Origin of the sequence: Kushneria sinocarnis, from assembly GCF_003633775.1 — a bacterium.
Lineage (GTDB): Bacteria > Pseudomonadota > Gammaproteobacteria > Pseudomonadales > Halomonadaceae > Kushneria > Kushneria sinocarnis.
On record NZ_RBIN01000004.1, the window covers coordinates 206,157 to 232,860 of the forward strand.

Here is a 26,704-nt window from a genome sequence, read left to right on the forward strand (position 1 = left end):
GCGAACCTCATCGGACCCTGTCATGAAGCGGTGCTGACACTGAATGCTTGAAGCGGGAAAAGGATGCCGGACAGGCACGACGACCGCGCTCGGGAGAGCGCACCGTTCCGGGTGAACGGTAGCCTTGCGGCTCAGGTTGGCGTCGAAATCCGGTAGATCGTCACGGGCATCATGCTCATGGTTCGAAGGTCAATTGCAACCGGCAGGCAGTCTATCATTACAGTACGGGGTCTGCACTCCGGAGTGCCGGCTCGCGCTGGATGCCGGCGCCCCGGTGCCGTGACGGCTTACTCCTGGTTCGGCACGAACTCGGCCTCGATATCGAGTTCGACCTCGTCGCTGATACCCATGTCATCATCCCCCTCGGGGAGCAGATAGTCGATTCCGTAGTGGCTGCGCGTCAGTGTGGCCTCGCCATCAAAGCCCAGACGATAGTTCTTGTCGTAGGGATAGACCGCGGCCCGGTTGAACTCCGCCTCGATGGTCAGCGGATGAGTCTGACCGTTGAGCGTCAGCTCGCCCTCGATGGTGGCCTCGTTGTCATCTTCCATCGTGATGCTGGTCGACCGGAAGGTGGCAGTGGGATGCGCCGAGGTATTGAAGAAATCCTCGCTCTGCAGATGTTCATTCAGATCGCTGCCGGTAATGACCTGATCCAGCGGAATCTCGATATCGAGCTGGCTCTCGGCGGGATCGTCTGCCAGCTTCAGTGAGCCGGTAATTCCCGTGAACTGCCCCTGATAGGTGGAAAAGCCGTAGTGATCCACGCCCCAGGTCACCTTGGAGTGCAGCGCGTCGAGCGCATAGCTGCCCGCCGGCACTTCCTCGATATTGCGGGTTTCGGGGTTCTGCTGCGCGGCCAGTGCGGCACCGCTGCCCAGCATCCCCGCGAGCACCACGGCGCCCAGACCGGTCATCATTCGAACCATGCGTTCTTCTCCTGTAATGGCAACATGTTCGGATTCACGCTGCAGACTAGCATGAATCAATGGCTCTTCCCCGCCACAACAGCGGCACCGTTCAGCCGCTATTCAGGCCGGCTGCCGCCGCTCATCTGTTCGAAGATCTTCGTGAGCTCCAGCGGCAGCGGGAAGAAGATGGTCGATGAATTGCGGCTGCTCATGTCATTCATGGTCTGCAGATAGCGCAGCTGCAGGGCCGCCGGATTCTGCGACATCACATCGGCAGCCTCGACCAGTTTCTGCGAGGCCTGCAGCTCGCCATCGGCCGCGATCACCTTGGCCCGGCGCTCCCGCTCGGCCTCGGCCTGACGGGCGATGGCGCGCACCATGTTCTCGTCGATATCGACCTGCTTGATCTCGACATTGGCCACCTTGATCCCCCAGGCCTCGGTCTGAGCATCGAGAATCTCCTGGATGTCATCATTGAGCCTGTCGCGCTCGGCGAGCATTTCGTCGAGATCGTGCTTGCCAAGCACCGAGCGCAGCGTGGTCTGGGCGATCTGACTGGTCGCCATGCCGAAGTTCTCGATCTGGATGATCGCCTTCTCGGGGTCGACCACCCGGAAATAGACCACGGCGTTGACCCGTACCGTCACGTTGTCACGCGAAATCACGTCCTGACCGGGCACATCCAGGGTCACGGTACGCAGATCGACGGTCTCCATCTTCTGGATCACCGGAATGATCAGCAGCAGACCCGGCCCCTTGACGCGCTGAAAGCGGCCCAGAAAGAACACCACCCCACGCTTGTACTCCGGCAGGATTCGTACCGACGCGGCAATGAGGGCAATGATGATGACAATGGGAACAAGATAGGCGTACATCGCAATCTCCAGGCTCTGGGCGGTAATATCAGATCCCGTCGGCCTCGTCCGGGGCCAGCGGGACCACGGTGGCGGTCAGACCATCGAGGGCGGTCACGCGCACGGTATCCCCCTCCTGCACGGGCACCTCCGAGCGCGCCTGCCAGCGCTCGCCGTGCAGACGCACATGGCCACGGTAGACCTCCCGGGCATCGGCGCTGAAGCCCTGGAGCACCACGGCATGCGCCTGCAGCACGGCCTCCTGGCCACCGCGGGGCTGCTCCCGTCGCAGCCGGAGCGCCCGCGTCACGACCCAGCACAAAAAGCCCGCGATGATCAGCGCCGCCAGCACGATCAGCCCCACCCCCCAGAGAGACTCGCCCCCCGGCAGCAGCCCGGCATTGAAGAGCAGCACCGAACCGGTCACGAAGGCCAGCAGCCCCAGGGTACCGATGATGCCGATGGTGGGCGTCAGTGCCTCGACCACGACCAGCGCCAGTCCGATCAGCAGCAGCGCAACGCCCCATCCGACATGACCCTGTCGCGCCTCGGCAGCAGCGGCCGGCATGGCCGTCAGCAGTCCGAAGCCGATCATGCCGACGGCGACAAGCGTCACCCTGAAGCGCTTTCCAGAAAATCCGGCAGTTTTCATCATGCTATTCAGCCTAACGGGATTGACTGATTCTTTCCTGATCGGGTGCCGGATGCAATGAGGCCGAAGACGCAGCCCGCTCGGTTCGAACCACGGCCGACCGGCTGCGACCTGCCCGAATCGGGCCCATGTCGGAGCGACGGCCCGAGGCAGCGCAGCCGGTCACAGCAGTTGCGCGACGGCCCGCTCCACGCCCCTGAGCTCTGCCAGTCCGCGCAGCCGGCCGACCAGCGGATAGCCCGGCCGGCCGGTGCGGTGCAGATCATCGAGCAGCCGATGACCGTGATCGGGCCGCATCGGAATCGGTCGTCCGCCCGCAAGCGAGCGGCGCTGCTCCTCGCGAACCAGCTCTCCGATCACGCTGACCATGTCGACGTCGCCCTCGAGATGGGGCGCCTCGCTGAAGCTTGCGGGATCATCGGCGTCGCGACGGGTGGCACGCAGGTGGGCAAAGTGGATGCGGGGGGCGAATTCACGCGCCATGGCGATCAGCTCGTTGTCGGCGCGCACCCCCAGCGAGCCGGTGCAGAAGGTAATGCCGTTGGCCGGGCCGGGGGCGGCATCGAGCACCGCGCGCAGGTCGGCGGCGGTCGAGACGATTCGCGGCAATCCCAGCAGCGAATGCGGGGGATCGTCGGGATGAATGCCCAGCCGCATGCCCAGCCGCTCGGCAACCGGCACCACGCTGCGCAGAAAGGTGGCCAGGTGCTCGCGCAGCATCGCCTCGTCGATCTCCTGCCAGGCCGCCAGCACCCCGGCAAAACCTTCCGCCGTGTAGTGCTCCGCGGCTCCCGGCAGACCGGCGAGCACATTGTCCAGCAGCCGGCGCCTGTCAGCCTCGTCCATGGCCGCGAAGCGCTGCCGTGCCGCCTCGATGCGCCACTTTTCGTACTCTTGTTCGGCCCCCTTGCGCGCCAGCAGGAACAGCTCCAGCACGGCAAAGTCGGTACGATCGAAGCGCAGTGCCGTGCCGCCATCGTCGAGCGGCCGGGCCAGCTCGGTACGCGTCCAGTCCAGTACCGGCATGAAGTTGTAGCAGACGGTGTCGATGCCGCACGCCGTCAGATTTTCCAGCGTCCGCTGCCAGGCCTCGAGATCGCGCGATCGCGCCTCCAGGTGATCATCGCCGCGCTTGATCGCTTCGCTGACCGGAATGCTCTCCACCACCGCCCAGCGCAGGCCGGCCGCCTCGATCATGTCGCGGCGCGCGCGAATGGCCTCGACCGGCCAGACCTCGCCGGGGGCATACTCGTGCAGGGCGGTCACGATGCCGGTCGCCCCGGCCTGACGGATGTCGCTCAGTGCAATCGGATCCTCGGGTCCGAACCAGCGCCAGCTCTGTTCCATGCTTCAGCTCCCGTTGCCCTGCCCGCTCCATTCATGCTCGACGACATGCTGCAATGCGGCTGTCATGCCGTCACCATCAATCCTGTCAAGCGCGGCGACCACCGCCTCGTGAAAGCGCCGATCGGCGGCCAGCTCGGCAGGAAAGATATCCGTCACCCCCAGCATGGCGGTCACCAGGGTCTCGTTCGAGCCGTGTCGGCGATGCAGCTGCTGCAGGGTGTCCGCCAGCGGATCGCTGACCTCGAAGCTCGCCCCGTGCCCGTCATGACCGGCGGTATAGCGGATCCAGGCCGCCACGCCGAGCGCCACCGCCGCGATGCGCGGCTGTTCGCCGGCCAATTGTATCTGCGCGCCATGCAGCCAGCGCTGGGGCAGCTTCTGGGAGCCGTCCATGGCAATCTGCTGCAGCCGGTGGTGGAGGCTGTCATTGCCGAAGCGGGCCAGCAGCCGCTGGCCGTAGGTCAGCGGATCGACCCCGTCCGGCAGGGTCAGCGTGGGGGCAGCCTCATCGTGCATGTAGCGGTCAAGCAGCGTGGCCATGGCCGGGTCGGCGACCGCCTCGCTGACCGTCTCGAACCCCGCCAGCACCCCCGCATAGGCGAGCAGCGAGTGACTGCCGTTGAGCATGCGCAGCTTCATGGTTTCAAACGGCGTGACATCCGCCACCATTTCCACCCCGAATGCCGCCCAGTCCGGCCGGCCGGCGGGAAAGTCATCCTCGATCACCCACTGCGAGAAGGCCTCGCAGACCACGCCAGCCGGATCCTCGACGCCGAGGGCTGCCAGCTCGCGATGCGCCCGCGCATCCATCGCCGGCACGATCCGGTCGACCATGCTCGAGGGGAAGGCCACCTCGCGGGCGATCCAGCCGGCCAGATCGTCGCCGCGCCGGGCATCCAGCCGCTGCGCCAGCTCGAGCACCGCCGAACGTACCCGCCGGCCGTTGGTCGGCATATTGTCGCAGCTGAGCACGGTGAAGGGCATCGCGCCGGCTTCGCGCCGGCGGCGCAGCCCCTCGACCAGCAAGCCCGGAGCACTGCGCGGCCGCTCGGGGGTGTCGAGATCCGCGGCAATGGCTGGATCATCGAAACGCAGCCGGCCGCTGGCGGGATTCAGGCAGTAGCCCTTTTCGGTGACCGTCAGGGTCACGATCCGGGTGGCAGGCATGGCCAGCCGGCTCAGCAGCTCGGACAGATCATCCGAGACCACTTCACCGGCACCACGACCGATGAACAGCGCCCCCCGGATCGCCGTGATCTCGCGCAGCGTGACATGCTCGCGATCACGGTACTCCGCCACGTGGTAGCGACCCTGCTGCGCCCGCAGGGTGGTCACCCGTTCGTGGCCGCTGCGCAGATTGACGCTGCATATGCCCCAGTCACGCTGACCGGCCTCAATACAGTGCTGCAGGTAGACCGCCTGATGGGCGCGGTGAAAGGCGCCCAGTCCCAGATGCACGATACCGATGGCTTCGGGCACTGCCCCGGCAGCGCAATGTTCGATGCTTGTCATGACTTCTGCTCCCGCTCGGGAATCGCCGGTATGGGCTCCGCACAGGCGGACATGATGGGTCTGTCGGGCATGCTCACCGCTGGCCTGCCGCGTTTCAGGAAGCCGACCCCATGATCAGCTCCGGCAGCCACAGCGACAGTGCCGGCACATAGGCTACCAGCCCCAGCACACAGAGATTGCAGATCAGAAACGGCACGATGGCCCGGGCCACCCGGGTGACCTGCAGGTTGCCGATGCCTGCTACCACGAACAGGCAGACCCCCACCGGCGGCGTGGTCAGTCCGATCATCAGGTTGAGTACCGCCATGATGCCGAAGTGGATCGGATCCATGCCCACGCCGGTCGCGACTGCCAGCAGTGCCGGAAAGAGAATGATCAGTGCCGCGATGGTCTCCATGAAGGTGCCCACCACCAGCAGGATCAGGTTGAGCATCAGGATGACCACGATGGGGTTGTCGCTGATGCCGAGAATGCCGTCGGCCAGCATCTGCGGAATCTGCTCGCTGGTCAGGATCCAGCCGAACAGGTTGGCCAGCCCCACCAGCAGCAGCAGCGCCCCGGAGGTCAGTACCGTTTCCACCAGCAGCCCCGGCAGGTTGCGCAGTGTCAGCCCCCCTGTAGATGAACAGGCCCACCACCAGCGCATAGAGGCTGGCGACCACCGAGGCTTCGGTGGGCGTGAACAGCCCCCCGATGATGCCGTAGAGGATGATGAAGGTCATCAGCAGTGCCCAGAAGGCGCTGCGCCCCTCGCGCAGCAGGGTCTTCAGCGAGGCCCGCTGCTCCTTCGGATAGCGCCGGCGCACGGCAATCAGATAGACCGTGGCCATCATCGCCAGCCCCAGCAGGATGCCGGGCACGGCGCCGGCGAGAAACATCCGCCCGACCGAAATGCCGGAGAGCGAGCCGACGATGATCATCGGTACGCTGGGCGGGATGATCGGAGCCACGGTGGCGGACGCCGCCGTCACTGCCGCGGCAAAGGGCTTGTCGTAGCCGGCGCGCGACATGCCGGGAATCATCACCGAGCCGATGCTGGCGGCATCCGCCACCGCGGTCCCGGAAATGCCGCCGAAGAGCATCGAGCCGCCGACGTTGGCAAAGCCCAGCCCGCCCCGGATATGTCCCAGCAGGGCATTGGAGAAACGGATGATCTGTTCGGTGATGTTGCCGGTATTCATCAGGTTGCCGGCCAGCACGAAGCCGGGGATGCACAGCAGCACGAAGGAGTCGATACCACCGTAGAGCTTCTGCGGCACGATGGTCAGCGGAATGCCGGCCAGCAGCAGATAGCTCATCGAGGCCAGGCCGAGCGCAAAGGCAATCGGAATGCCGACCAGCAGCAGTACGGTAAAGACCGCGAACAGGACCAGCACTTCCATGGCCTACGCCTCCCTGTTGGTGCGACGGGGGCCGCGCATCGCCAGCACGGCCTCAAGCAGGCCGATCACGCTGTAGAAGAGCACCAGCGCCAGCAGCATGGTCATCGACACGAAGATCCAGATCATCGGTATGCCCAGGGTCGGCGAGGTCTGGAAGGCACCGACCCCGGCAAACCGCCAGGCAGGCGACAGCGCGATCAGCGAAAAGCCGCCCAGCACCAGGCAGACCACGCCCTGATGGAGCGCCCGACCGCGTCGCCCCAGGCGATGCTGAAACAGCTCGAGCGTGATATGGCGGCGGCGGCGCAGGATCAGGCCGGCACTCAGCGCCACCATCCAGATGAACAGATAGCGCGACAGCTCCTCGGTCCACGACAGCGTGATCGGCAGCATCAGTCGCGAGACGATCTGCGGCACGACCACCACCACGATGCCCAGCAGCGAAAGCGCCGAGAGCAGTGCCAGCAGGCGATCCAGTCCGCGCATCAGCCGACCGGCCAGTCCCCCCAGCGCGGGAACCTGCGCACCCTCATCGCCTGTTGGTTCAACATCGTGCCCGGTATCCGTCATGTCACTCGCTCGACCTCATGGCGTGGCGGCATCCCGGTGCGGAACGCCGCCGTGGACGATACGTCGCTTAGCTTACTGCTGCCGTTGCCGGATCTTCTCGTAGAGCTCAAGCTGCGCCTCAGAGAGCGCCTCGCGCACGGCCGGGCGGGCCTGCTCGGCAAAGGCCTGCTGATCGACCTCGATGAACTCCATGCCCTTGTCCTGCAGGGCCTGCTTCAGACGCTGCTGATCCTCGACGAACAGCTCGTGCTCGTAGCGCTGCATCTGCTCGGCGGCATTCATCACCACCTGCTGCAGCTCATCGGGCAGCTGATTGAACTTCTGCTGGCCGATGACCACGTAGATCCAGCTGCGCACGTGGTCGGTCATGTTCACGTACTGCTGCACCTCGTTGAAGCTGGCGCTTTCGATCAGCGACAGCGGGTTCTCCTGGGCATCGATGGTGCCCTGCTGCAGCGAGGTGAAGACTTCGCTGAAGGCCATCGGCGTCGGCCGCGCACCGAGCGCCTGCCAGGTCTTGACGAACAGCGGCACGTTGGGCACGCGCAGCTTGAGCCCCTCGAGATCGGAGGGCTGGCGGATCGGGCGATTGGAGGTCAGCTCCCGCGGGCCGCGCTCGAACCAGGCGATCGGCAGCAGTCCGGTCTGATCGATCACCTGCTCTTTGATCTGCTCGCCGGCCGGCCCCTCGATGGCCCGGCGCATCTGCTCGCTGGAATCGAACAGGTAGGGCACGGCCATCAGCGCGGCCAGCGGCGCCCAGTTCTGCAGGCTCTCGCCGGTAATGGTCATGTCGGCGGTGCCCAGCTGGATGGAGTTGATCACCTCCATCTCGCTGCCGAGCTGCTCGTTGGGGTAGACCCTGACCGCGATGCGCCCATCCGAATTCTGCTCGACCAGCGACTTGAACTTCATCGCCGCCTTGTTCCAGATATGGTTCTCGCTGGCCAGGTGGCCGAACTTGAGGGTGTACTCCGGCGCGGCCTGCGCCATCCCGGCGCCCAGCAGCGTGGCCGCTGCCAGCGCTCCGGCCGCCAGCGTTCTGCCCATGAAACGGGAAATGAACATGATGCGCTCCTGTATCGTGAAATGGCGTCAGGATGGGGCTTGCCCGGCCCCGTCAGTGACGGCTACCAGTGCCACAACGTGCCATCCTCGAGCCGATTGACCGGCAGGCTGGCGCGTTTGTAGGGGTACTTCGCTGCCAGATCCTCGTCGATATCCACTCCGTGACCGGGGGCGTCGCCCGGCGTGAAGTGGCCATCCGCGAAGCGATAGGCATGCGGGAAGACCGCCTCGGTCTCCTCGCTGTGCGGCATGTACTCCTGAATGCCGAAATTGGGCACCCAGCTGTCGAAATGCAGCGCTGCCCCCAGGCAGACCGGCGAAAGATCGGTGGGACCGTGAAAGCCGGTGCGTACGTGATAGAGCTCGGCCAGCGCCGCGATGCGGCGCACATGGCTGATGCCGCCGGCATGGGTCAGGGTGGCGCGGATGTAGTCGATCGACTGCGATTCGATCAGCTCGCGGCAGTCGTGGATCGAGTTGAATACCTCGCCAACCGCCAGCGGCGTGGTGGTGTGCTGGCGAATCAGCCGGAAGGCCTCCTGATTCTCGGCCGGCACACAATCCTCCAGCCAGAACAGATGATAGGGCTCGGCGAGCTTGCCCAGCCGCGCCGCCTCGATCGGCGTCAGCCGGTGATGGACGTCATGCAGCAGGTGCAGCTCGTCACCGAAACGCTCGCGCACCGCCTCGAACAGCTTCGGCACGAAGTTGAGATACTTCGCCGTATCCCAGACATGCTCGGCCGGCAGATCGGCATCGGCCGGTTCATAGCGCTCGCCGGCCCTCTTGGCCACGCCGTAGGTGGTGGCCATCCCGGGAATGCCGCACTGGACCCGCACCGCGCGATAGCCCTGCTCGACGTGACGCGCCACTTCCTCCAGACAGCCGTCGATGTCATGTCCGGTGGCGTGACCGTAGACCATCACCCGGTCGCGACTCTTGCCGCCGAGCAGCTGATAGAGCGGCATGCCGGCCGCCTTGGCCTTGAGATCCCACAGCGCCATGTCGACGGCGCCGATGGCGCTCATGGTGACCGGCCCGCGCCGCCAGTAGGCGCCGCGGTAGAGGAACTGCCAGATATCCTCGATACCGTGCGCATCGCGCCCGATCAGCGCCGGCACCACGTGCTCCTCGAGATAGGCCACCACCGCCTGTTCCCGACCGTTGAGGGTGGCATCGCCGATGCCGTAAAGCCCCTGGTCGGTTTCGAGCTTCAGGGTCACCAGATTGCGCCCGGGGCAGCAGACGATGACGCGGGCATGAGTGATGCGCATGGCAGTATCCGTCGTGATCGGTGTGCGAATGGGCCCAATGAATCACGCCATGATTGGCATACCAAATAGACATTGGTCTACCGCAGCGATGCTGAAAACCGTCCGTGCTGATCGGGTATCATGGGGATCATCGCTCCCCTTTCGGGCAATGACACGGGAGAGGAAGTCCGCAATTGGCATACCGGTTCGAGACACGCGCATGACACGCCAGTATCAGCACATCGGTCGCATGATCGAAGCCGACATCAACGCCGGTGCCCTGTCACCCGGCGACCGACTGCCGACCGAACGCGACTATGCCGAACGCTTCGGCGTCAGCCGCACCGTGGTTCGCGAAGCCTTCATCATGCTGGAGCTGGCCGGTCGGGTCAGTGTACGCAAGGGCTCGGGGACCTATGTACGCCACCGGGAGGAGAACCGGCCAACCGACACCGCTCATCCTGAATCCGAGCCTTTTCCGGATGGTGACATCGGCCCCTTCGAGCTGCTCAACGCCCGCCAGGTGGTGGAGAGTGCCATTGCCGCCAGTGCAGCACAGCTGATTCCCCGCTCGGATCTGCGCCGACTGCAGCAGCTGCTCGATGACGAGCGAGACGCGCTGAGCGCTCATCATCCCCGCGAACTGCCGCATGCCGGAGCCGATGCCGCCGATCGCGCCTTTCATCTGGGCATCGCGGAGGCGAGCCAGAACACGCTGCTGCACGAAATGGCCACCCGGCTCTGGGATCAGCGCCATCGCAGCGCCATGTGGCAGCAGCTGCACAGCCGCATTCTCGACTTCTCCTACCGGGAGAACTGGCTGACCGACCACGACGCCATCCTGGCCCGGCTGCGCAAGCGCGATGGCGAGGGCGCCCATCAGGCGATGTGGCACCACCTGGAAAACGTCAAGGCCACGCTGATGACCCTGTCCGATACCGATGACCCCCGCTTCGATGGTTATCTTTTCAATCAGCAGTGAAACATGCTTCGATAAACGACATTACATCAGCACAACACGGTAGGGACAGGAGCGTGGCAGGGCTGTAGTGCTTGCCGCTCCCGGCAACGGCCGGTCCGCATGACCGGCCACCCGCACAACAACCAGAAGGAGCGGGCATGACGTGGCTTGATTATGGTGTGATCGCGATCTATCTGAGCGGCTTTTTGCTGCTGGGCTATCGGCTGCAGAGTCACGCCAGCGGTGAACAGTACTTTCTGGGCGGGCGCGGCTTCGGCTGGTTTCCGCTGGCGCTGTCGGCGGCAGCCACCCAGCTCTCCTCGGCCAGCTTCATCTCGGCACCGGCATTCGTCGGTCTCAAGCAGGGCGGCGGCCTGATCTGGCTGACCTACGAGTTTGCCGTACCGCTGGCAATGATCTTTCTGATTGCCTGTTTCTTCCCCACCCTGTATCAGGCCGGTGTAGTCAGCATCTATGCCTATCTGGAACGCCGCTTCGGTCCCGGCACCCGAGTGCTGCTGAGTCTGGTATTCCAGTTCTCGCGTGCCTTCGCCACCAGCGTGATGATCTATGCCGTGGCCCTGATCCTGACCTACGCACTCGGCTTTCCGCTGTGGCTGACCATTCTGGTGATCGGCGCGGTCACCCTGATCTACTGCTATCAGGGCGGCATGAAGGCGGTGGTCTACGGCGACATGATCCAGATGCTGCTGCTGGTGATCGGGCTGTTCGTCTGTCTGATCGCGGGGCTCTCCCTGCTGGGCGGCTGGCAGGCGTTCCTCCAGCAGGTCGATCAGCAGCGGCTGACCACCATCGATTTCGGGGACTGGGGTGTCGGCAGCGACAGCGGCTTCGGTTTCTGGCCGATGGTCATCGGTGGACTGTTTCTCTATGTCTCCTACTACGGCACCGACCAGAGCCAGGCGCAGCGACTGCTGTCGGCGCGCGATCCCCGCACGGTGCGCAGGACCCTGCTGGCCAACGGTCTGCTGCGCTTCCCGGTGACCCTCTGCTACTGCCTGATGGGGCTGGTACTGGGCACCTTCGCCGCCACACATGCCGACTTCGGTCGTCTGATCCCGGCCGACAACCCCGATCTGCTGGTACCGCTGTTCATTCGTGACCATCTGCCGGCGGGGCTGACCGGCCTGATGATCGTGGCCATCTTCTCGGCGGCGATGTCATCGGTCAGCTCGGCGATCAACTCGCTCTCCGCGGCGTCCGTCGAGGATCTGCTGGCACGCCATCGACACCTCTCCGATGCACAGTACATGCGCTATTCGAAGCTGGCCTCGCTGTTCTGGGGGGTACTCTGCATTGCGCTGGCCTTCTTTACCGGCAACATCGCGCCGACCATCATCGAAGCGATCAACAAGATCGGCTCGGTCTTCTTCGGGCCGATTCTGGCTACCTTCATTGCCGCCATCATGCTTCCGCGCATCAACGGCTTCGGCGCCAACTGCGGCCTGCTTGCCGGTGTGGCGGTCAATGTACTGCTCTGGCTGGCCGTTCCCGGGCTGTTCTGGTTCTGGTGGAATCCGATCGGCGCTCTGGTCACGCTGGCCGTGGCCGGTGTCGCCAGCCTGCTGCGCAGCACCCCGCAGCGCTCCGAAAGGATTCAACCGGTGCTCGATCTGCACATGCCCTCCATCACGGTGCTGGGCATTTTCTTCGTGCTGATCATCGCGGTCAGCCTCGCCCTGCCCCGGCTGCTGAGCTGACGAAACGGTCAGCCCCGCTGCCGACGGCGGGCAGTGCGAGGAGGGCCGCCTCGACGGCGGCTACGTCATGACCGGCATCTCGCCTGCGTCGATGATGGCGCCCCGATGCCGGATGACCGTGGCCGCCAGCCGATGCCCCTGACGTGCCGCCTCGGTGCTGCTGCCGCCCTGCAGCCGACAGGCCAGGTACCCGGCGCTGAAGGCATCACCGGCGGCGGTGGTATCCACCACCTGCTCGACGGTTTCGCCGGCAATCTCCTCGCGGCCCTGCGCCGTCATGACGATGCAGCTCTGCGCGCCCCGCTTGATGACGACCTCCTCGATGCCGATCTCGGCGTAGTGCGCCAGCAGCGCATCGACGCTGTCGAAACCGTACAGCGCCCGATCGTCCTCGAAGGTCACCAGCGCCAGATCGACATGTTCGAGCAGCGCCCGATAGTGCTGCCGGGCCGTTGCCGGATCCCCCCAGAGCTGCGGGCGATAGTTGTTGTCGAACACCACCCGGGTGCCATGCAGCCGTGCCCGGGCGAGCGCCTCGAGCAGACGTTCACGGCCGCTAGCGGTCAGGATCGCCAGCGTGATCCCGCTGAGATAGAGGGTATCGAACCCTGCCAGCTGCTCCAGCCGGCGCTCCCCTTCGGCCTCGTCATCGAACATGTGCCGCGCGGCGGCTTCGCTGCGCCAGTAGTGAAAGTGCCGCTCGCCCTCGTCATCGGTCTCGATCACGTAGAGCCCGGGCAGACGATTCGCCAGCCGGGCCGTCAGCGCATGCCCGACCCCTTCGCGTGTCCAGCGCGCCAGCATCGCCTCGCTGAAGGCATCGCTGCCGACCGCCGAGACATACTCGACCTGCCACGCCCTCTCCCGGGTGAGACGCGCAAAATAGACCGCCGTGTTGAAGGTATCGCCGGCAAAGCCCTGTTTGAGCTCACTCTCGGGACGACCGTGGAGCTCGATCATGCATTCGCCGATCAGTGCCATGGACTGGTTCAATGCGTACTCCTGCAATTCCCGCGGCGTCCCGTGGACGCTATCCTGTCTAATGGATTCATGATGTCGGGCGAACAGCACGGCTGTCACCTCGTCCATCCTTAACGTACCGGCCACAAGGAGCGCCCATGGCCTCTGACCTCTGTCTGATCTTCGACTGCGACGGCACCCTGGTAGACAGTGAACCGCTGCTGGCCGAAGCTCTGGAGCACTCGCTCACCGGCGCCGGCCTCCCCTTTGAGGCACGTCGTTACATGGAAGAGTTCCGCGGTATCCAGTACGCCAGAATCGTGGCCGCCATGGAAGAAGAGCATGGCGTGAAGATTACCGATGAACTTCGGGATACTACCGAAGAGAGCATGCGCCAGCGGCTGGAAGAGAACATGCGCGCCTCGCTGGAGCCCATCGAGGGCGTCGAGGAGACGCTGGCGGAGCTCGATCAGGCCTGCTGCGTGGCCTCCAACGGGCCGCTGCGCAAGATCAGGCTCTCCATGGAGACCAGCGGTCTCGGCAGGTTCTTCGGTGATCGGCTGTTTTCCGCCTACGAGATCGGTACCTGGAAGCCCGACCCCGGTCTTTATCATCACGCCGGCGAGGCGATGGGCTTTGCGCCGGAGCAGTGTGTCGTCATCGACGATGCACCGGTCGGCGTCGAGGCCGGCCTGGCCGCGGGCATGCATGTCGTGCACATCAATCGCTTCAGCGAACGCGAATCGACCCCGCAGGGCGCCTGGCAGATCAGGCGCTTCGAGGAGCTGCCGGGCATCATCGAACAGCTGCAACGCCGGATCGCTTCCATGGTCCAATGATCGGGAAGGCACGCCTTTCCCGTTCCGAACCCGGCAACAGAAGGAGAGACCGGCCATGGCATCCGAAGAGCAGCGTCTGATTGATGATCTGTTCGCCCGGCTGAAAAGTGCCGAAACGCATACCGGCGAGCGGGATACCGATGCCGAGCAGCGCATCGCGGAACATGTCCGGCAGCAGCCGGCAGCGCCCTACTACATGGCGCAGACCATCCTGATGCAGGAAGCCGCCCTCAAGCGGTTGCAGTCCCGGGTCGAGCAGCTGGAGCAGGAAAATCGCGAGCAGCGCTCCAGCGGCGGCTTCCTGGCCGGACTGTTCGGCGCCGGCGGGAAATCCGAAGGGCGCGCCACACAGCACCCCACGGGAGCACCGGCTTCACAGCCGGGCTGGGGCGCCCGCGCCGAACCCGGTCAGAGCGGGCGCGGCGTCGGCTCCGGCATGAGCGGTCGTGGCGGCGGCTTCCTCGGCGGTGCCCTGCAGACCGCTGCCGGTGTGGCCGGGGGTGTCATGCTGGGCAACCTGCTGATGGACATGTTCGGTCATCATCAGCCGGAAGAGATGGCCGGGGTGCTCGACGATCCGGCTGCCGAGCATGCCGGTGCCGCGGCCGGCGGCAATGACCCGGAAGCCGCCGATGACCCGGACGACGCAGCCGGCTTCACGGATACCGGCTTCGACGGGCTGCCGGGGCTTGATGACGATGGCTTCGATGAGCTCTGACCGCCAGCACCGGAATCGCTCCCGCTGGCAGCAAGAAAGGTCATTGCAACGCTAAACGGGGGTAGACAGCGGCCCGTCGAACCCCCTAATATATGCGCCGCTCGGAGAGGTGGTCGAGTGGTCGAAGGCACCGGTCTCGAAAACCGGAGCGGGTTCACGCCCGCCGAGGGTTCGAATCCCTCCCTCTCCGCCACTGCATTGCAGAAAACCGGCTTCAACAGCCGGTTTTTTCATGTCTCGTGTCCGGCCGCAGGCATGGCGGGCACTGCTGCCGAGCGCGGCACTTTCCGGATCTCGCAACGCCCGGGCAGCCCTCTTGCCCCTGCCAACTTCCCGTTCGTCATGCCCGTCATCAGCCGCTAAATGCATCAGCGGACACGGACGCAGCATGCGCCCGTCACAGGCGGAGAAAATTTCCGGTAGCGTACTGGAATGTCACTGCAATGTAACTATAATTATCTCTTCGGTAATCCGGTAAGCAGGCGATAACACTCATGGCGGATTTTCTCTGGCGAATGGCCCCCTCTCTGCTATTGCTGACCCTCTCGATGCTCGCCCTGCTGGGCATGCGCATCAGTGACCGGCGCCGGCAACAGCAGCGCGACAGATAACCGCCTGCCGTCGGCCCCGACCGGCGGAGGATGGTTGCAGCACGGCAGGGGCCTGTCGCCCCTGCCCTCTCACACCCGCCCTTCACACCAGCTTTTCCAGCCGCTCGTTCATGATGCCGAGCTCGGTTTCCAGCTCGAGCAGTTCACGATTGCGTTCAGCCAGCAGCTCATTGCCGTCATGCTTCTCCGCCTGCGCCGAGAGTGTGGCAATCGCTTCGCGTACCCGTACCGCATCCTGCTTCACGGTGGCAATGGCCTGTTCCAGTGCCCGGCGGCGCTGAACCACGATTTCGGCAGCGATCTCCCGAAAGCTCGGATCTTCATCCCCATGGCGCTGAAACGATGCCATCAGCTGCCAGGCAACCTCTAGATGGTTGCTGTCATAGTCGCTCAGGTCGCGGGCCCGCCACTGATAGGCGTGACTGTTGTGAAGCGCCAGGGTGAGATCGCGCAGCGATTCCACGGCGGGATCATGCTCGTTAAGCAGGAACGTCCTGTACTGCTCGAAAGGGGTCATCGCTGAGTTCCATATTGGCGGGACGCTACTTAAACATATTTTCACCGCTCGTTACATCTCGGGCGGTGTGGTGCCAGCGGCGATACACCCTTTCGGCGGGCGCGCGCCGCTCCGCTCCCGGCAGACCGGGGCATGCGTCCCCGAACGGCCTGAATCAGACTTGCGCTCCTTCGAAAGTTGCACTGCCCTGCCCCGGGCAGATTTGAAACCTGCCAAAACTTCATGATACATAAAGATACACATCTGCTTATTCAGCTCCAGCCGGGTGACTGTTATGACCTATCTGCTGCTCTATCTCGTGCTTGCCGTGCTTGCCGGGCTCTTCATGCTGGGCGCCGCGAAGGTTTCGGCCCGCAGCGGACACTACATGGAAGATACCCTGCTGGAACTGCCGGAGTCCGAATGGCCCGACCCCTCGGAGCATGGCTGCCTGCGGGGCTGGTCGAGTCGAAACTTCATGGTGCAGCTGTTCGAGGAGGAGGAACCCGGGGTTGAACGCCTGACCGTGCATCGTACCGAAAAGCGCAATGGACGCTGGTACGGTCATATCACTCATGACGAGCTGGAAGCCGTCAGGAATGCCTGCGGTTTCACCGATCGCTGGGCGGTCGAGGTGTTTCCGCCGAGCCCCCTGGGCGAGGGCTCGCATGTTCGCCATCTCTGGCTCTATCAGCGCCGACCGCAGGTGGCCGAATCGTGGCAGTCACTTCACGAGCAGGCGGCCTGATCCGTGCCCTTTCGCTCTTCGCACCCGCACAAGCGCAAGGGAGCGGCACTTCGACTCATGATGCGTTGACCCGTCGCCCGAAACTGCCACGCTGACGGAAACGAGCGACAGCGTCCGATCCCGGACGGGAGGGTGAGATGAGCGAACTGGCACATCAGCAGTGCGAAGCCTGCCGCAGCGACGCGCCCCGCGTCGGTGTCGACGAGATCAACGAGCTCAAGCCTGCCATACCCGAGTGGCAGCTGGTCGAGCGTGGCGGCATTCAGAAACTGGAGCGGGTCTACACCTTCGACAACTTTCGCCAGGCCCTCGATTTCACCCGGCGTGCCGGCGAACTGGCCGAGCAGGCCGGCCACCACCCGGCACTGCTGACCGAATGGGGCCGGGTGACCGTCACCTGGTGGACCCACAAGATCCGCGGCCTGCATCGCAACGACTTCATCATGGCAGCACGTACCGACGAGCTCTTCTCCGCATGAAGGCTGCCGGTGGCTGCCAGGGCAGGCTCGGCCACGCCTCAGGGCGTGGCCTTCTTCGCTGCGGCCTGTGATGAGCCTGCGGTATCGCGAGCGGCAGCACTGGCGGAAGGCGGCTGCACCGGCTGGAGGATCGGCTCGCGTGAGACGTTCAGCGGCGCGCCACGGCAATCAAGCTGGCGCAGGGCGCCGCGGTCGAGCAGCTGGAAGGCCATGCACGAGGCACTGGGCATATCCGGCTCCAGTCGGAAGATGGTCGCCGACGGATCGGTCAGACTGCCCTTTTCGATCGTCCAGTCACCGGTGCGGCTCGTGGCCGGAGCCTGCGAGGTGGCATCGAGTCGCTTCTGATCGATGACATAGCCGGCCGGCAGGCCGGTGACGCCGGAACGCAGCAGCGTCAGCCGGGTATCAAGCCCCTGACAGTCCAGGCACGGCAGCACGCCGCGCCATGAATCCGATACCGTCAGCGACACCGGCGCTTCACTGACCTGCTGCTCGGGTGCAGAAGCGGTGCCGGCACAGGCCCCCAGCAGCAGCGTGGCGCAGAGTCCGCTGACCGCAATCGCCCCGCGTTGGAATCTCATGGCACTCTCCTTGCAATGAATGACGGTGACGAGGCAACGTCAGTGGGTAAAGGTACGCAGCCAGCATGCGGCATCATCGAGCATCTGCCGACCGCGCTCGAGCACACCATCCATGCAGATACAGGCATGGATGGTGCCGGGATAACATCGCTGGGTCACCAGCACGCCGTGCCGGGAGAGCCGCCAGCCGAAGACCTCGCCCTCGTCGCGCAGCAGGTCGTGTTCGGCGGTGGCCAGAAAGGTCGGCGGCAGTCCGCCGGGATCGGCATCGTAGAAGGGTGAAATGCGCACATCGCGCGGATCGTGGTCAGCAGCATAGGCCGCCATGTACCAGCGCATCCCCGCCAGGGTCAGCCCATGGCCTTCGGCATGCTGGCGCCGGGAGGGCGAATCGGCGGCCACGTCGCCCCGGGTACAGGGGTAGAACAGCAGCTGACCGGCGAGCTGTGGTCCGGGGCGATCACGCAGCTGCTGCGCCATCACCGCCGCCAGACTGCCGCCGGCACTGTCACCACCGACAATGATCCGCGCCGGATCGACGCCGTACGCCGCGGCATCGCGATGCAGCGCCCTCAGGGCACTCAGGCCATCCTCCAGCGCTGCCGGAAACGGATGCTCCGGGGCCCGGCGATAATCGACTGCCGCCACACGCACATGCCCCTCATCGGCCAGATGACGACAGGCCACATCGTGGGTATCCAGATCCCCGGTCACGAAACCGCCGCCGTGACAGTAGATCAGCAGCGGAGAAACGTCAGCAGCGCCATGCGGCACATACAGCCGGATGCCTACACCATCGAGCGTCAGATCCTCGATCCCGGCCATCTCCCGGGGCGAACCGGCAAAGGCGCGAGTCCGCTCATGCTGCAAAAGCCGCAACTGCGCCGCGGTAGGCTGCGATGGCAGATGGGCGCTCATCCGCGCCATGCATTCCAGTACCCGGAGTGCCTGAGAATCCAGCGACATGCCCTGTTCCCGCCTGCGAATCCGATGATATCGGCCGGGCCGAGGCCCGCCGTCCTGCCCCCAGGATAGACGAGCGCAACGGGAAAGACATCCGATCCGGAGCAATCAGGCCACGGCGCTCAATCGTCCAGTGCCGCGAAGCATTCGTCGGGACAGCCGGCCAGCGCAGTCAGCATTGGCCGGGCGAAGAAGTAGCCCTGCTGGCGCATGATGCCGTGACTGCGCAGCCAGCGGGCCTCCTCGACCGTCTCGACGCCCTCGGCCACCAGTCCGATGCCGAGCTCACCGGCCAGCCCGATGGTGGCTCGTACCAGCGCCTGACGACGCGGATCACGATCAATGTCACGCACCAGCTGGAGATCGAGCTTGAGCGTATCCGGCGTCAGCTCGACCAGCAGATCGAGATTGGCATGGCCACTGCCGAAGTCATCGAGCGAGGTGTGAAACCCCATCTCCCGATAGGCATCGACGATGTGGCGCAAATGCCCGCGATCACGAATCCGTTCGGTCTCGGTAATCTCGAAGTTGAGCCGCCCGATGTCCCAGTTCAGCCGCCTGGCGGTGGCCAGGGTGTTCTGGATGCAGGCACTCGGCTCATAGACGGCATTGGGCAGAAAGTTGATCGACAGATCGACCGGCATGCCGAGTTCGCTGGCCAGCTCGATGGCACGCACCCGGCAGGCCTGATCGAAACGATAGAGCAGCCGGTCATCCACCCGGGAGAGGATGCTCCACGCCGACTCTCCCTGCGGACCACGCACCAGCGCTTCGTAGGCCAGAATGCGTTTTTCCTGCACGTCGACAATCGGCTGAAAGGCCATGGTAAAGGCAAAGGGCAGTTCGATATCACAGCGCTTGCAGTGACCCGCTACCCGGGCACAATTGGTCATCGTGGTGACTCTCGTGGGCTACTGGATCAACGCGGACGGCGTTCGCATCGAGCCGCCCATCAGTTCAATAACGGCCGGTTTACTCATGACGTTAGTCCGCCGCGGTATTCCGTGCCATCGCTTTCCGGCCCCGCACTGCGCCGCCATGCCGGTAACGGCTCGGCCACGCCGGCCAGCGGTGCCCCCGTCATGGCATCCACCGGCCAATGACGTCACAATGACGACACGACCGGCAATTCATCGAAAGCGAGGCAAGCATGGCGTTTCGGGTCTATGTGGATGGACAGGAAGGCACCACCGGGCTCCGGCTGATCGACTATCTGACCGGGCGCAGCGATATCGAACTGCTGCGTATCGACAGCGAGCGTCGCCGTGACCGCGATGAACGCGCCCGCCTGCTCAACAGCGCCGACGTGGCCTTTCTCTGCCTGCCGGATGATGCCTCGCGCGAGGCCGCGAGCCTGGTCGACAATCCCGGCACCTGCATCATCGATGCCAGTACCGCCTTTCGCACCGACCCCGACTGGGTCTACGGGTTGCCGGAGCTGGCGCCCGAACAGCGCGATCACATCCGCACCGGCAAGCGGATTGCCAACGTCGGTTGTCACGCCAGCGCCTTCATCCTGCTGGTACGGCCCCTGATCGATGCCGGCGTGCTGCCCCCGGACTATCCGCTCTCGGCCTTTTCACTGACCGGCTACAGCGGCGGCGGCAAGCGGCTGATTGCCGAGTACGAGGCCGGCATCGGCGAGCAGCTCGCAAGCCCCCGCCCCTATGCCCTGGGCATGTCACACAAGCACCTGCCGGAGATGCGCCTGCATGGTGGAGTGGCGCGCGATCCGGTGTTCAATCCGGTGGTCGGCCCCTTTCTCAAGGGCCTGGCCGTCACCATTCCGCTGCACGTTGCCGATCTGGCGCCCGGCGCAAGCGCTCGGGCGATCCACGACATCTATCGTCGGCGCTACGCGGACGAGCCGTTCATGCAGGTCATGGCGCTGGATGATGACGAGCACAATCTCGACCGCGGCTTCTTTGATGTGCAGGGCTGCAATGATACCAACCGGGCCGATCTGTTCGTCTTCGGCGGCGCCGAACGGCTCTCGCTGACCCTGCGCATGGACAACCTCGGCAAGGGGGCGGCCGGCGCTGCCGTGCAGAACATGAACCTGCATCTCGGCCTCGATGAAGCCACCGGGCTGACCCGCGGCAGCGGCTGATTCGCCACTCGAACTGGCCGCCGGAGGGCATCGAACGCTCGTCATCTGCGCAAAGTGCATTACGCTGTGGTCAGCAGCGGTAAAAACACCGATATTCATTGCGACCACAAGGCGAGCGTCATGGCACAGGATGACACCCGGCATTACGCATCCGCTCCGGCGGCCGACAACACCATCATGTTCCTGTTCGGCGCCAGCGGCGATCTGGCCAAGCGGCTGCTGATCCCCTCCCTTTACAACCTTGACCGGGATGGGCTGCTGGACCCGAACATGAAGATCGTCGGTGTCGACATCAGCGAGGGTGATGACGCCAGCTTCCGGGAAGGCCTGACCGACTTCATCGCTGCCAAGGCCGCGGATCGCGAAGCCGAGGGCGGCGGCAACGCGCTGGATGAGGAGCACTGGCGTGATTTCTCGCAGCGATTGCACTACATGCAGGGCGATTTCACCGAGGCCGGGACCTTCCAGCGGATCGGTGAATACATCGAGCAGCGCGACGGCAACAGTGCACTCTTCTATCTGGCCACGGCACCCCGCTTCTTCGCCGAGGTAGCAGAGAACCTGGGGCAGGCCGGGCTTCTGGAGGAAGGCAGCGATTACTATCGCCGGCTCGTGATCGAAAAGCCCTTCGGCCGTGACCTGGAATCGGCCCGCGAGCTCAACGCCCGCCTGCTCTCCGTGATGCAGGAAGAACAGATCTATCGCATCGACCACTTCCTGGGCAAGGAGACCGTGCAGAACATCCTGGTGGCCCGCTTCGCCAACGTGCTGTTCGAGCCCTTCTGGAACAATCACTACATCGATCACATCCAGATCACGGCTGCCGAGACGGTCGGCGTCGAACAGCGTGCCGGGTTCTATGATCAGAATGGCGCCCTGCGCGACATGGTGCCCAATCATCTCTTTCAGCTGCTGGCGATGGTCGCCATCGAACCGCTGGCCGCCTTCACCGCCGATGCCCTGCGCAGCGAGAAGGCCAAGGTGCTGGGCGCGATCCGCCCCTGGTCGAAGGAGGAAGCCCGCGAGAATTCGGTACGCGGTCAGTACCGGGCCGGCCGCATCAAGGACGAGAACGTGCCCGGCTATCGCGAGGAGTCCGGGGTCGACGAGAACAGCAACACCGAGACCTATGCCGGCATGAAGGTCATGGTCGACAACTGGCGCTGGGCCGGGGTGCCCTTCTATCTGCGTACCGGCAAGCGCATGAGTGCCCGTGATACCGAGATCACCATCTGCTTCAAGCCGGCGCCCTACGCCCAGTTTCGCAACACCGCCAATACCGAAGTGGAGCACATCGGCTCCAACTATCTGGTGATCCAGATCCAGCCCAACGAGGGGCTCTGGTTCGACTTCCAGGCCAAGCGCCCCGGACCGACGCTGGACATGGATACCATCAAGATGGGCTTTGCCTACAAGGACTTCTACGACCTGCCGGCCACCACCGGCTACGAGACACTGATCTACGACTGCCTGACCGGCGATCAGATGCTGTTCCAGCGGGTCGATACCATCGAGAACGGCTGGCGTGCCGTGCAGCCCTTCCTCGACGCCTGGGAAGAGGATGACAGCGTTGACGGCTACGCGGCCGGCGAGGATGGTCCCGAGAGTGCTCACGAGCTGCTCCGGCGCGATGGCCGCGAATGGCACAAGGTCGGCGAAGTTACCGGCCCCGGCAAGGCGCCGGTCCCCGGCGGCCAGCGGCGCAAGTGAGACGGCTGCTCTGCTTCGGGGACTCCAATACCTTCGGCAGCGTCCCCATGCAGCGGGCGGACGATACCGCCCGCTTCGATGCCGCCACCCGCTGGCCGGGCGTACTGGCAGACTGTCTGGGCTCGCAGTGGCAGGTGATTGAAGAAGGACTGCCGAGTCGCACCACGACCCTCGACGATCCCGTCGAGGGGCGCCGGCTCAACGGGCTGGCCCGCCTGCCCGGCCGACTGAAGCGCCATGCCCCGCTGGACCGGGTGGTGCTGGCGCTGGGCACCAATGATCTCAAGGCGCCCTTTGCCCGCACCCCCGGGCAGATTGCCGCCGGCGCCGGTGCCCTGATCGAGTGCGTTCAGCGCGAGGGGTCAGGCCCCGCGGATGAGCCGCCGCAGGTGCTGCTGGTCATACCGCCGCCGGTGCTGCCCTCGCCCCTGTTCGGGGAGCTGTTTGCCGGTGCCGTGGAGAAATCCCGTCACTGGCAGGCGCCCTTTGTCGCCGAAGCCGAGCGTCATCACGTCAGCCTGCTGGACGCCGAGGAGTTCATCACTTCCAGTCCGGTGGACGGTATCCACTGGGAGGCCGGCATGCATCGCCGGCTGGGCGAGGCGGTAGCCCGGTGGATCAGGGAGGGAGCCTGAGGCCGCAGCGATGACCCCGGCAGCGCCGGGGCCATCGCCCGATCGGTCAGGTACTGTTTCAGCCCTTCAGCCGGCTCAGGGCAAGGCCGGCGATGGCGGTATCCTGAACCCCGGTACCGGTCAGGTCACAAACGGTGATCTGATCGGGCGAGGTGCGCGGCCCCTGATCGGAGGCGATCACCCGGCCCAGCTCGAAGATTTCGAAGGGCGGGGCATGGCCGGCATAGGCCTTGAGCTCGCCGTTGTGCTCGCTCTGGGCGCGGGTATCGGCGACGAAGGCATCGGCCCGCTCCATCACCGAGCTATCCAGCTCGCGCTTGTCAGGGCTGTCCGAGCCCATGGCGGTCACATGAACGCCATTGGGCAGATGGGCACCATCCAGGATCGGCTGTTTCGCCGGCGTGGTGGTCACGATGATGTCGGCATCACGACAGGCCGCAGCGATATCGTCGTGCACATTGACGTTCAGGCCGTAGTCGCGTCGCATGCGCTCGGCGTAGCCCTGTGCCCTGTCACGATCCCGCGCCCAGACATCGAGGGTGTCGATGTCACGCACCAGCTGCAGTGCTGCAACCTGCAGCTCGGCCTGAACGCCGGCCCCCAGCACGGTGACGCGGCGACTGTCGGGCCTGGCGAGATGCTTCGCGGCAATGGCACCCGCCAGTGCGGTACGCACATCGGTCAGATACCCCTCATCGAACAGCACGGCCTCGACCAGTCCGGTCTTCGCCGAGAAGACGATCATCAGGCCGTTGAGGCTGGGCAGCCCCAGCTTCGGGTTGTCGAAGAACCCGGGACTGACCTTGATGGCGAAACTGTCGTTGCCACGGATATGCGCCGTCTTGACATCGACCTCACCGTTGGACTCTTCGATCGGCATCGACAGGATCGGGGGCTGGACCACACTGCCCTCCCCGAGCGCCCGGAAACCGGCCTCGACCGCTGCCAGGGCGTCCTGATCGAGCCGTACCACAGCGCTGATCTGTTCGCGATTGTAGAGTTCCACACTGCCTCCCTGCTGTTCGACGAAAAATGTCAGCCGGCGACCATGGCACGGGCACGCATGAAGGTCTCGGCATCGATGCCGTTGCCGGAAACGATCAGCGCCACCCGCTGGCCGCGAATATCGAGCTGGTGCTCGTCGAGCGCCGCCACGCCGACCGCCGCCGCGCCCTCCACCAGCATCTTCTCCTGTTCGAAAAAGTGCACCATGGCCCGGGCAATGGCCGATTCGGACACCTGAAAGTGGCGGTCCATGACCTCGCGGACCAGCGCAAAGGTCACCCGGTTGTCGAGCCCGATGCCGCCCCCCAGCGAATCCGCCAGACTCTCCTGCTCCTCGACGGCCACCGGATGCCCGACCGCCAGACTCTCGATCATCGCCGCCCCGGCCATCATGCTGATGCCGTTGACCTGCACGCCGGGGTTGATCCCCCGGACCGCCCGGCCGATGCCCCCCAGCAGGCCGCCGCCGGAGAGGCCGATCAGCACCTGATCCAGCTCGGGCAGATCCTCCATCAGCTCCAGCCCGATGGTGCCCTGGCCGGCCGTGATCAGGGGGTCGTCGAACGGCTCGATCAGGGCCATGCCCTCCTCGTCCACCAGGCGCCTCGCCTCGACGAAGGCATCGTCCTGGGAGCGCCCGATCACGCGCGCCTCGGCTCCCAGGGCCTCGATCGCCGCGACCTTGTTGGGCGGTACCAGCTCGGAAACGCAGATGATCGCCCTGGCGCCCAGCCGGGCCGCCGCCCAGGCCACGGCCCGGCCGTGATTGCCGGTCGAGGCGGTAGTGACGCCACGCCCCAGCTGGGCCTGATCGAGCGACGCGATGCAGTTGAGCGCCCCGCGCAGCTTGAAGGCACCGGTGGGCTGCAGCGTCTCGAGCTTGAGATACACCTCGGCCTCGAAGCGCGCCGACAGCGACTGCGAACGGATCAGCGGCGTTCGCGCGGCCTGACCGGCAATCCGGGCACGGGCGAGATAGATATCGTGAAGGGAAACGGGTTCGGACCGCGACATGAGACTCCCCGAACGGTGTCAGATCGGATGGCCACGGGCAGGACAACGGCGCGGAGCCCCGCGATGGCCCGTGCCACCGCGGGGCCCGGATACCCCCTTGCGCCGGCAGCGTCAGCTGCCGCTGCACCCGGGCATGTTGCCCAGACAGTAGTACTTGGTATCCAGATACTCCTCGAGACCGGCATGGCCGCCCTCCCGGCCCAGGCCGGACTGCTTGATGCCGCCGAACGGAATCGGGGCACCGGTCATCTTCATGGTATTGACGCTGACCATGCCATAGTCGAGTCCGCGCATCATCTTCCAGATCCGGCGCACATCGTTGCTGTAGACATAGGCCGCCAGGCCGTATTCGGTATCGTTGGCGGAGCGGATCACCTCATCGTCATCATCGAAGAGGCAGACGCCGGCGACCGGCGAGAAGTTCTCCTCGCGAAAGACCCGCATGTCGGGGATGACGTCGGCCACCAGGGTCGGCATGAAGAAGTTGGCCCCCGGCGCCATGGACTGATCGCCGGCGATCAGCCGGGCGCCCTTGTCCAGCGCATCCTCGACCAGCTCGTTGGCGGTATCCACGGCACGCTTGTGAATCAGCGGGCCGATGTCGACCTCCATCATCCCGTTGCCCACCTTGAGCGCCTTCATGTGCGCTGCAAAGCGTTCGAGGAACCGGTCATGGATGCGCCGGTGAACAAAGATCCGGTTGGCGGCGAGACAGTCCTGCCCGGCCGTCTGGAACTTGGCCGCCACGGCATGGGCCGCCGCCTCGTCGATATCGACATCATCGCAGACGATGAAGGGGGCATTGCCGCCCAGTTCGAGCGAGGTCCGCTTGACGCTGGAAGCGCTCTGGCGCAGCAGCAGCTTGCCGACCCGGGTCGAGCCGGTCAGCGAGATCGAGCGGATGCGGGTGTCGTTGCAGAGAATCTCGGAGACGGTCGCCGGTTCACCGGTGACCACGTTGAAGATCCCGGCGGGAATGCCGGCGCGCTCGGCCAGTTCGGCCAGCGCCAGCGCCGAGAACGGCGTCTCGTTGGCCGGCTTGACGATCACCGGGCAGCCGGCCGCCAGCGCCGCCCCCGCCTTGCGGGTAATCATTGCCAGCGGAAAGTTCCATGGCGTGAACATCACCGACACCCCCACCGGCTCCTTGATGGTGCCCAGCGCCGCATTGGGGATGTGGCTCGGAATGGTCGTGCCATAGGCGCGGCGCGCCTCCTCGGCAAACCACTGGATGAAGCTGGCACCGTAATCGACCTCGCCGCGCGCATCACCGAGCGGCTTGCCCTGCTCGAGCGTCATCAGCTGCGCGAGATCCTCCTTGTGCTCGTGCAGCAGGCGATACCACTCGTTCAGACAGCCGGCCCGCTGATCGACCGTCATCGCCCGCCAGCCGGCGAAGGCGTTATCCGCCGCCGTCACGGCCTCGGTGATCTGTTCCGACTCCAGCAGCGTGCAGTGGCCGATCACCTCGCCGTTGGCGGGATCAAGCACCGGCTCGTCGCTGCCCTGGTGGCCGGCAGTCCACTTGCCGCCCACGTAGGCCAGCTGACGAAACAGACGCGGATCATTGAGCTGCATGATTACCCTCCCGGAGGCAGATT

Annotated in this window: 25 protein-coding genes, 1 tRNA gene and 1 pseudogene; 10 read left to right on the forward strand and 17 right to left on the reverse strand. The window is 65.0% G+C overall.

Going from position 1 to position 26,704, the window contains the following annotated elements; all coding sequences use genetic code 11:
• Positions 1 to 287: 287 nt before the first annotated feature.
• The 9 genes and pseudogenes from C7446_RS07745 to manD all read right to left on the reverse strand — a co-directional run bounded on the left by C7446_RS07745 (position 288) and on the right by manD (position 9,570).
• Positions 288 to 929, reverse strand: coding sequence for a YceI family protein (locus C7446_RS07745; RefSeq protein WP_121172518.1), 642 nt, complete (start codon positions 927 to 929; stop codon positions 288 to 290).
• A gap of 98 nt (positions 930 to 1,027) precedes the next feature.
• Complete coding sequence (locus tag C7446_RS07750; protein WP_121172519.1) at positions 1,028 to 1,786, reverse strand: slipin family protein; 759 nt, start codon at positions 1,784 to 1,786, stop codon at positions 1,028 to 1,030.
• A gap of 28 nt (positions 1,787 to 1,814) precedes the next feature.
• On the reverse strand, positions 1,815 to 2,381 hold the full coding sequence (locus C7446_RS07755; RefSeq protein ID WP_170150026.1) for an NfeD family protein: 567 nt from the start codon (positions 2,379 to 2,381) through the stop codon (positions 1,815 to 1,817).
• 198 nt (positions 2,382 to 2,579) lie between these two features.
• Positions 2,580 to 3,764, reverse strand: coding sequence for a mannonate dehydratase (gene uxuA / locus C7446_RS07760; protein WP_121172521.1), 1,185 nt, complete (start codon positions 3,762 to 3,764; stop codon positions 2,580 to 2,582).
• A gap of 3 nt (positions 3,765 to 3,767) precedes the next feature.
• On the reverse strand, positions 3,768 to 5,276 hold the full coding sequence (locus tag C7446_RS07765; RefSeq protein ID WP_121172522.1) for a mannitol dehydrogenase family protein: 1,509 nt from the start codon (positions 5,274 to 5,276) through the stop codon (positions 3,768 to 3,770).
• Between the two features lie 94 nt (positions 5,277 to 5,370).
• Positions 5,371 to 6,658, reverse strand: a pseudogene (locus tag C7446_RS07770) (TRAP transporter large permease).
• A gap of 3 nt (positions 6,659 to 6,661) precedes the next feature.
• Entirely contained in the window at positions 6,662 to 7,228 is a 567-nt protein-coding gene (locus tag C7446_RS07775) for a TRAP transporter small permease (RefSeq protein ID WP_121172523.1), read from the reverse strand.
• Between the two features lie 72 nt (positions 7,229 to 7,300).
• Positions 7,301 to 8,296, reverse strand: coding sequence for a TRAP transporter substrate-binding protein (locus tag C7446_RS07780; protein WP_121172524.1), 996 nt, complete (start codon positions 8,294 to 8,296; stop codon positions 7,301 to 7,303).
• 62 nt (positions 8,297 to 8,358) lie between these two features.
• Positions 8,359 to 9,570 (reverse strand): D-mannonate dehydratase ManD, encoded by a 1,212-nt coding sequence (gene manD, locus C7446_RS07785; protein WP_121172525.1) that lies wholly within the window; start codon positions 9,568 to 9,570, stop codon positions 8,359 to 8,361.
• Positions 9,571 to 9,769: 199 nt separating this feature from the next.
• Between manD and C7446_RS07790 the strand changes: the two genes are divergently transcribed.
• Positions 9,770 to 10,531: an FCD domain-containing protein gene (locus tag C7446_RS07790; RefSeq protein ID WP_121172526.1), complete on the forward strand. Its 762-nt coding sequence runs from the start codon at positions 9,770 to 9,772 to the stop codon at positions 10,529 to 10,531.
• Positions 10,532 to 10,668: 137 nt separating this feature from the next.
• Positions 10,669 to 12,231, forward strand: coding sequence for a sodium:solute symporter family transporter (locus tag C7446_RS07795; protein WP_121172527.1), 1,563 nt, complete (start codon positions 10,669 to 10,671; stop codon positions 12,229 to 12,231).
• 60 nt (positions 12,232 to 12,291) lie between these two features.
• Here the strand turns inward: C7446_RS07795 and kdgK are convergent, their stop codons facing one another.
• Entirely contained in the window at positions 12,292 to 13,224 is a 933-nt protein-coding gene (gene kdgK, locus C7446_RS07800) for a 2-dehydro-3-deoxygluconokinase (protein WP_170150027.1), read from the reverse strand.
• 125 nt (positions 13,225 to 13,349) lie between these two features.
• Between kdgK and C7446_RS07805 the strand changes: the two genes are divergently transcribed.
• The 3 genes from C7446_RS07805 to C7446_RS07815 all read left to right on the forward strand — a co-directional run bounded on the left by C7446_RS07805 (position 13,350) and on the right by C7446_RS07815 (position 14,941).
• Entirely contained in the window at positions 13,350 to 14,030 is a 681-nt protein-coding gene (locus C7446_RS07805) for an HAD family hydrolase (RefSeq protein ID WP_121172528.1), read from the forward strand.
• 55 nt (positions 14,031 to 14,085) lie between these two features.
• The gene (locus C7446_RS07810; protein ID WP_121172529.1) at positions 14,086 to 14,748 is read left to right on the forward strand and encodes a DUF2076 domain-containing protein; all 663 of its coding nucleotides are present in this window, start codon (positions 14,086 to 14,088) and stop codon (positions 14,746 to 14,748) included.
• A 103-nt stretch (positions 14,749 to 14,851) separates the two neighbouring features.
• Positions 14,852 to 14,941, forward strand: a tRNA-Ser gene (locus tag C7446_RS07815).
• Positions 14,942 to 15,441: 500 nt separating this feature from the next.
• Here the strand turns inward: C7446_RS07815 and C7446_RS07820 are convergent.
• On the reverse strand, positions 15,442 to 15,876 hold the full coding sequence (locus C7446_RS07820) for a hypothetical protein (protein ID WP_121172530.1): 435 nt from the start codon (positions 15,874 to 15,876) through the stop codon (positions 15,442 to 15,444).
• A gap of 274 nt (positions 15,877 to 16,150) precedes the next feature.
• Here C7446_RS07820 and C7446_RS07825 point away from each other — a divergent pair, with 274 nt between their 5' ends.
• Positions 16,151 to 16,603 (forward strand): DUF7694 domain-containing protein, encoded by a 453-nt coding sequence (locus C7446_RS07825; protein ID WP_121172531.1) that lies wholly within the window; start codon positions 16,151 to 16,153, stop codon positions 16,601 to 16,603.
• 137 nt (positions 16,604 to 16,740) lie between these two features.
• A complete protein-coding gene (locus tag C7446_RS07830; protein ID WP_121172532.1) occupies positions 16,741 to 17,082 on the forward strand; it encodes a 4a-hydroxytetrahydrobiopterin dehydratase in 342 nt (113 codons plus the stop codon).
• 38 nt (positions 17,083 to 17,120) lie between these two features.
• Here C7446_RS07830 and C7446_RS07835 read toward each other — a convergent pair whose 3' ends face one another.
• The 3 genes from C7446_RS07835 to C7446_RS07845 form a co-directional block, all read right to left on the reverse strand.
• A complete protein-coding gene (locus C7446_RS07835; RefSeq protein ID WP_121172533.1) occupies positions 17,121 to 17,666 on the reverse strand; it encodes a copper resistance protein NlpE N-terminal domain-containing protein in 546 nt (181 codons plus the stop codon).
• A 39-nt stretch (positions 17,667 to 17,705) separates the two neighbouring features.
• Positions 17,706 to 18,632 (reverse strand): alpha/beta hydrolase, encoded by a 927-nt coding sequence (locus C7446_RS07840; protein WP_121172534.1) that lies wholly within the window; start codon positions 18,630 to 18,632, stop codon positions 17,706 to 17,708.
• A 119-nt stretch (positions 18,633 to 18,751) separates the two neighbouring features.
• The gene (locus tag C7446_RS07845; protein ID WP_121172535.1) at positions 18,752 to 19,522 is read right to left on the reverse strand and encodes an EAL domain-containing protein; all 771 of its coding nucleotides are present in this window, start codon (positions 19,520 to 19,522) and stop codon (positions 18,752 to 18,754) included.
• 257 nt (positions 19,523 to 19,779) lie between these two features.
• Here C7446_RS07845 and argC point away from each other — a divergent pair, with 257 nt between their 5' ends.
• The 3 genes from argC to C7446_RS07860 all read left to right on the forward strand — a co-directional run bounded on the left by argC (position 19,780) and on the right by C7446_RS07860 (position 23,084).
• The gene (gene argC / locus C7446_RS07850) at positions 19,780 to 20,739 is read left to right on the forward strand and encodes an N-acetyl-gamma-glutamyl-phosphate reductase (protein WP_121172536.1); all 960 of its coding nucleotides are present in this window, start codon (positions 19,780 to 19,782) and stop codon (positions 20,737 to 20,739) included.
• Positions 20,740 to 20,859: 120 nt separating this feature from the next.
• Positions 20,860 to 22,449, forward strand: coding sequence for a glucose-6-phosphate dehydrogenase (gene zwf, locus C7446_RS07855; RefSeq protein WP_121172537.1), 1,590 nt, complete (start codon positions 20,860 to 20,862; stop codon positions 22,447 to 22,449).
• On the forward strand, positions 22,446 to 23,084 hold the full coding sequence (locus C7446_RS07860) for an SGNH/GDSL hydrolase family protein (RefSeq protein WP_170150028.1): 639 nt from the start codon (positions 22,446 to 22,448) through the stop codon (positions 23,082 to 23,084). The genes zwf and C7446_RS07860 overlap by 4 nt, the downstream gene beginning before the upstream one ends.
• A gap of 58 nt (positions 23,085 to 23,142) precedes the next feature.
• On the opposite strand, the gene C7446_RS07865 is transcribed toward C7446_RS07860, so the two are convergent.
• The 3 genes from C7446_RS07865 to C7446_RS07875 all read right to left on the reverse strand — a co-directional run bounded on the left by C7446_RS07865 (position 23,143) and on the right by C7446_RS07875 (position 26,681).
• The gene (locus tag C7446_RS07865; protein ID WP_121172539.1) at positions 23,143 to 24,090 is read right to left on the reverse strand and encodes a cyclodeaminase; all 948 of its coding nucleotides are present in this window, start codon (positions 24,088 to 24,090) and stop codon (positions 23,143 to 23,145) included.
• Positions 24,091 to 24,119: 29 nt separating this feature from the next.
• Entirely contained in the window at positions 24,120 to 25,103 is a 984-nt protein-coding gene (gene eutB, locus C7446_RS07870; RefSeq protein ID WP_121172540.1) for a hydroxyectoine utilization dehydratase EutB, read from the reverse strand.
• A gap of 111 nt (positions 25,104 to 25,214) precedes the next feature.
• The gene (locus C7446_RS07875) at positions 25,215 to 26,681 is read right to left on the reverse strand and encodes an NAD-dependent succinate-semialdehyde dehydrogenase (protein WP_121172541.1); all 1,467 of its coding nucleotides are present in this window, start codon (positions 26,679 to 26,681) and stop codon (positions 25,215 to 25,217) included.
• Positions 26,682 to 26,704 lie beyond the last annotated feature (23 nt).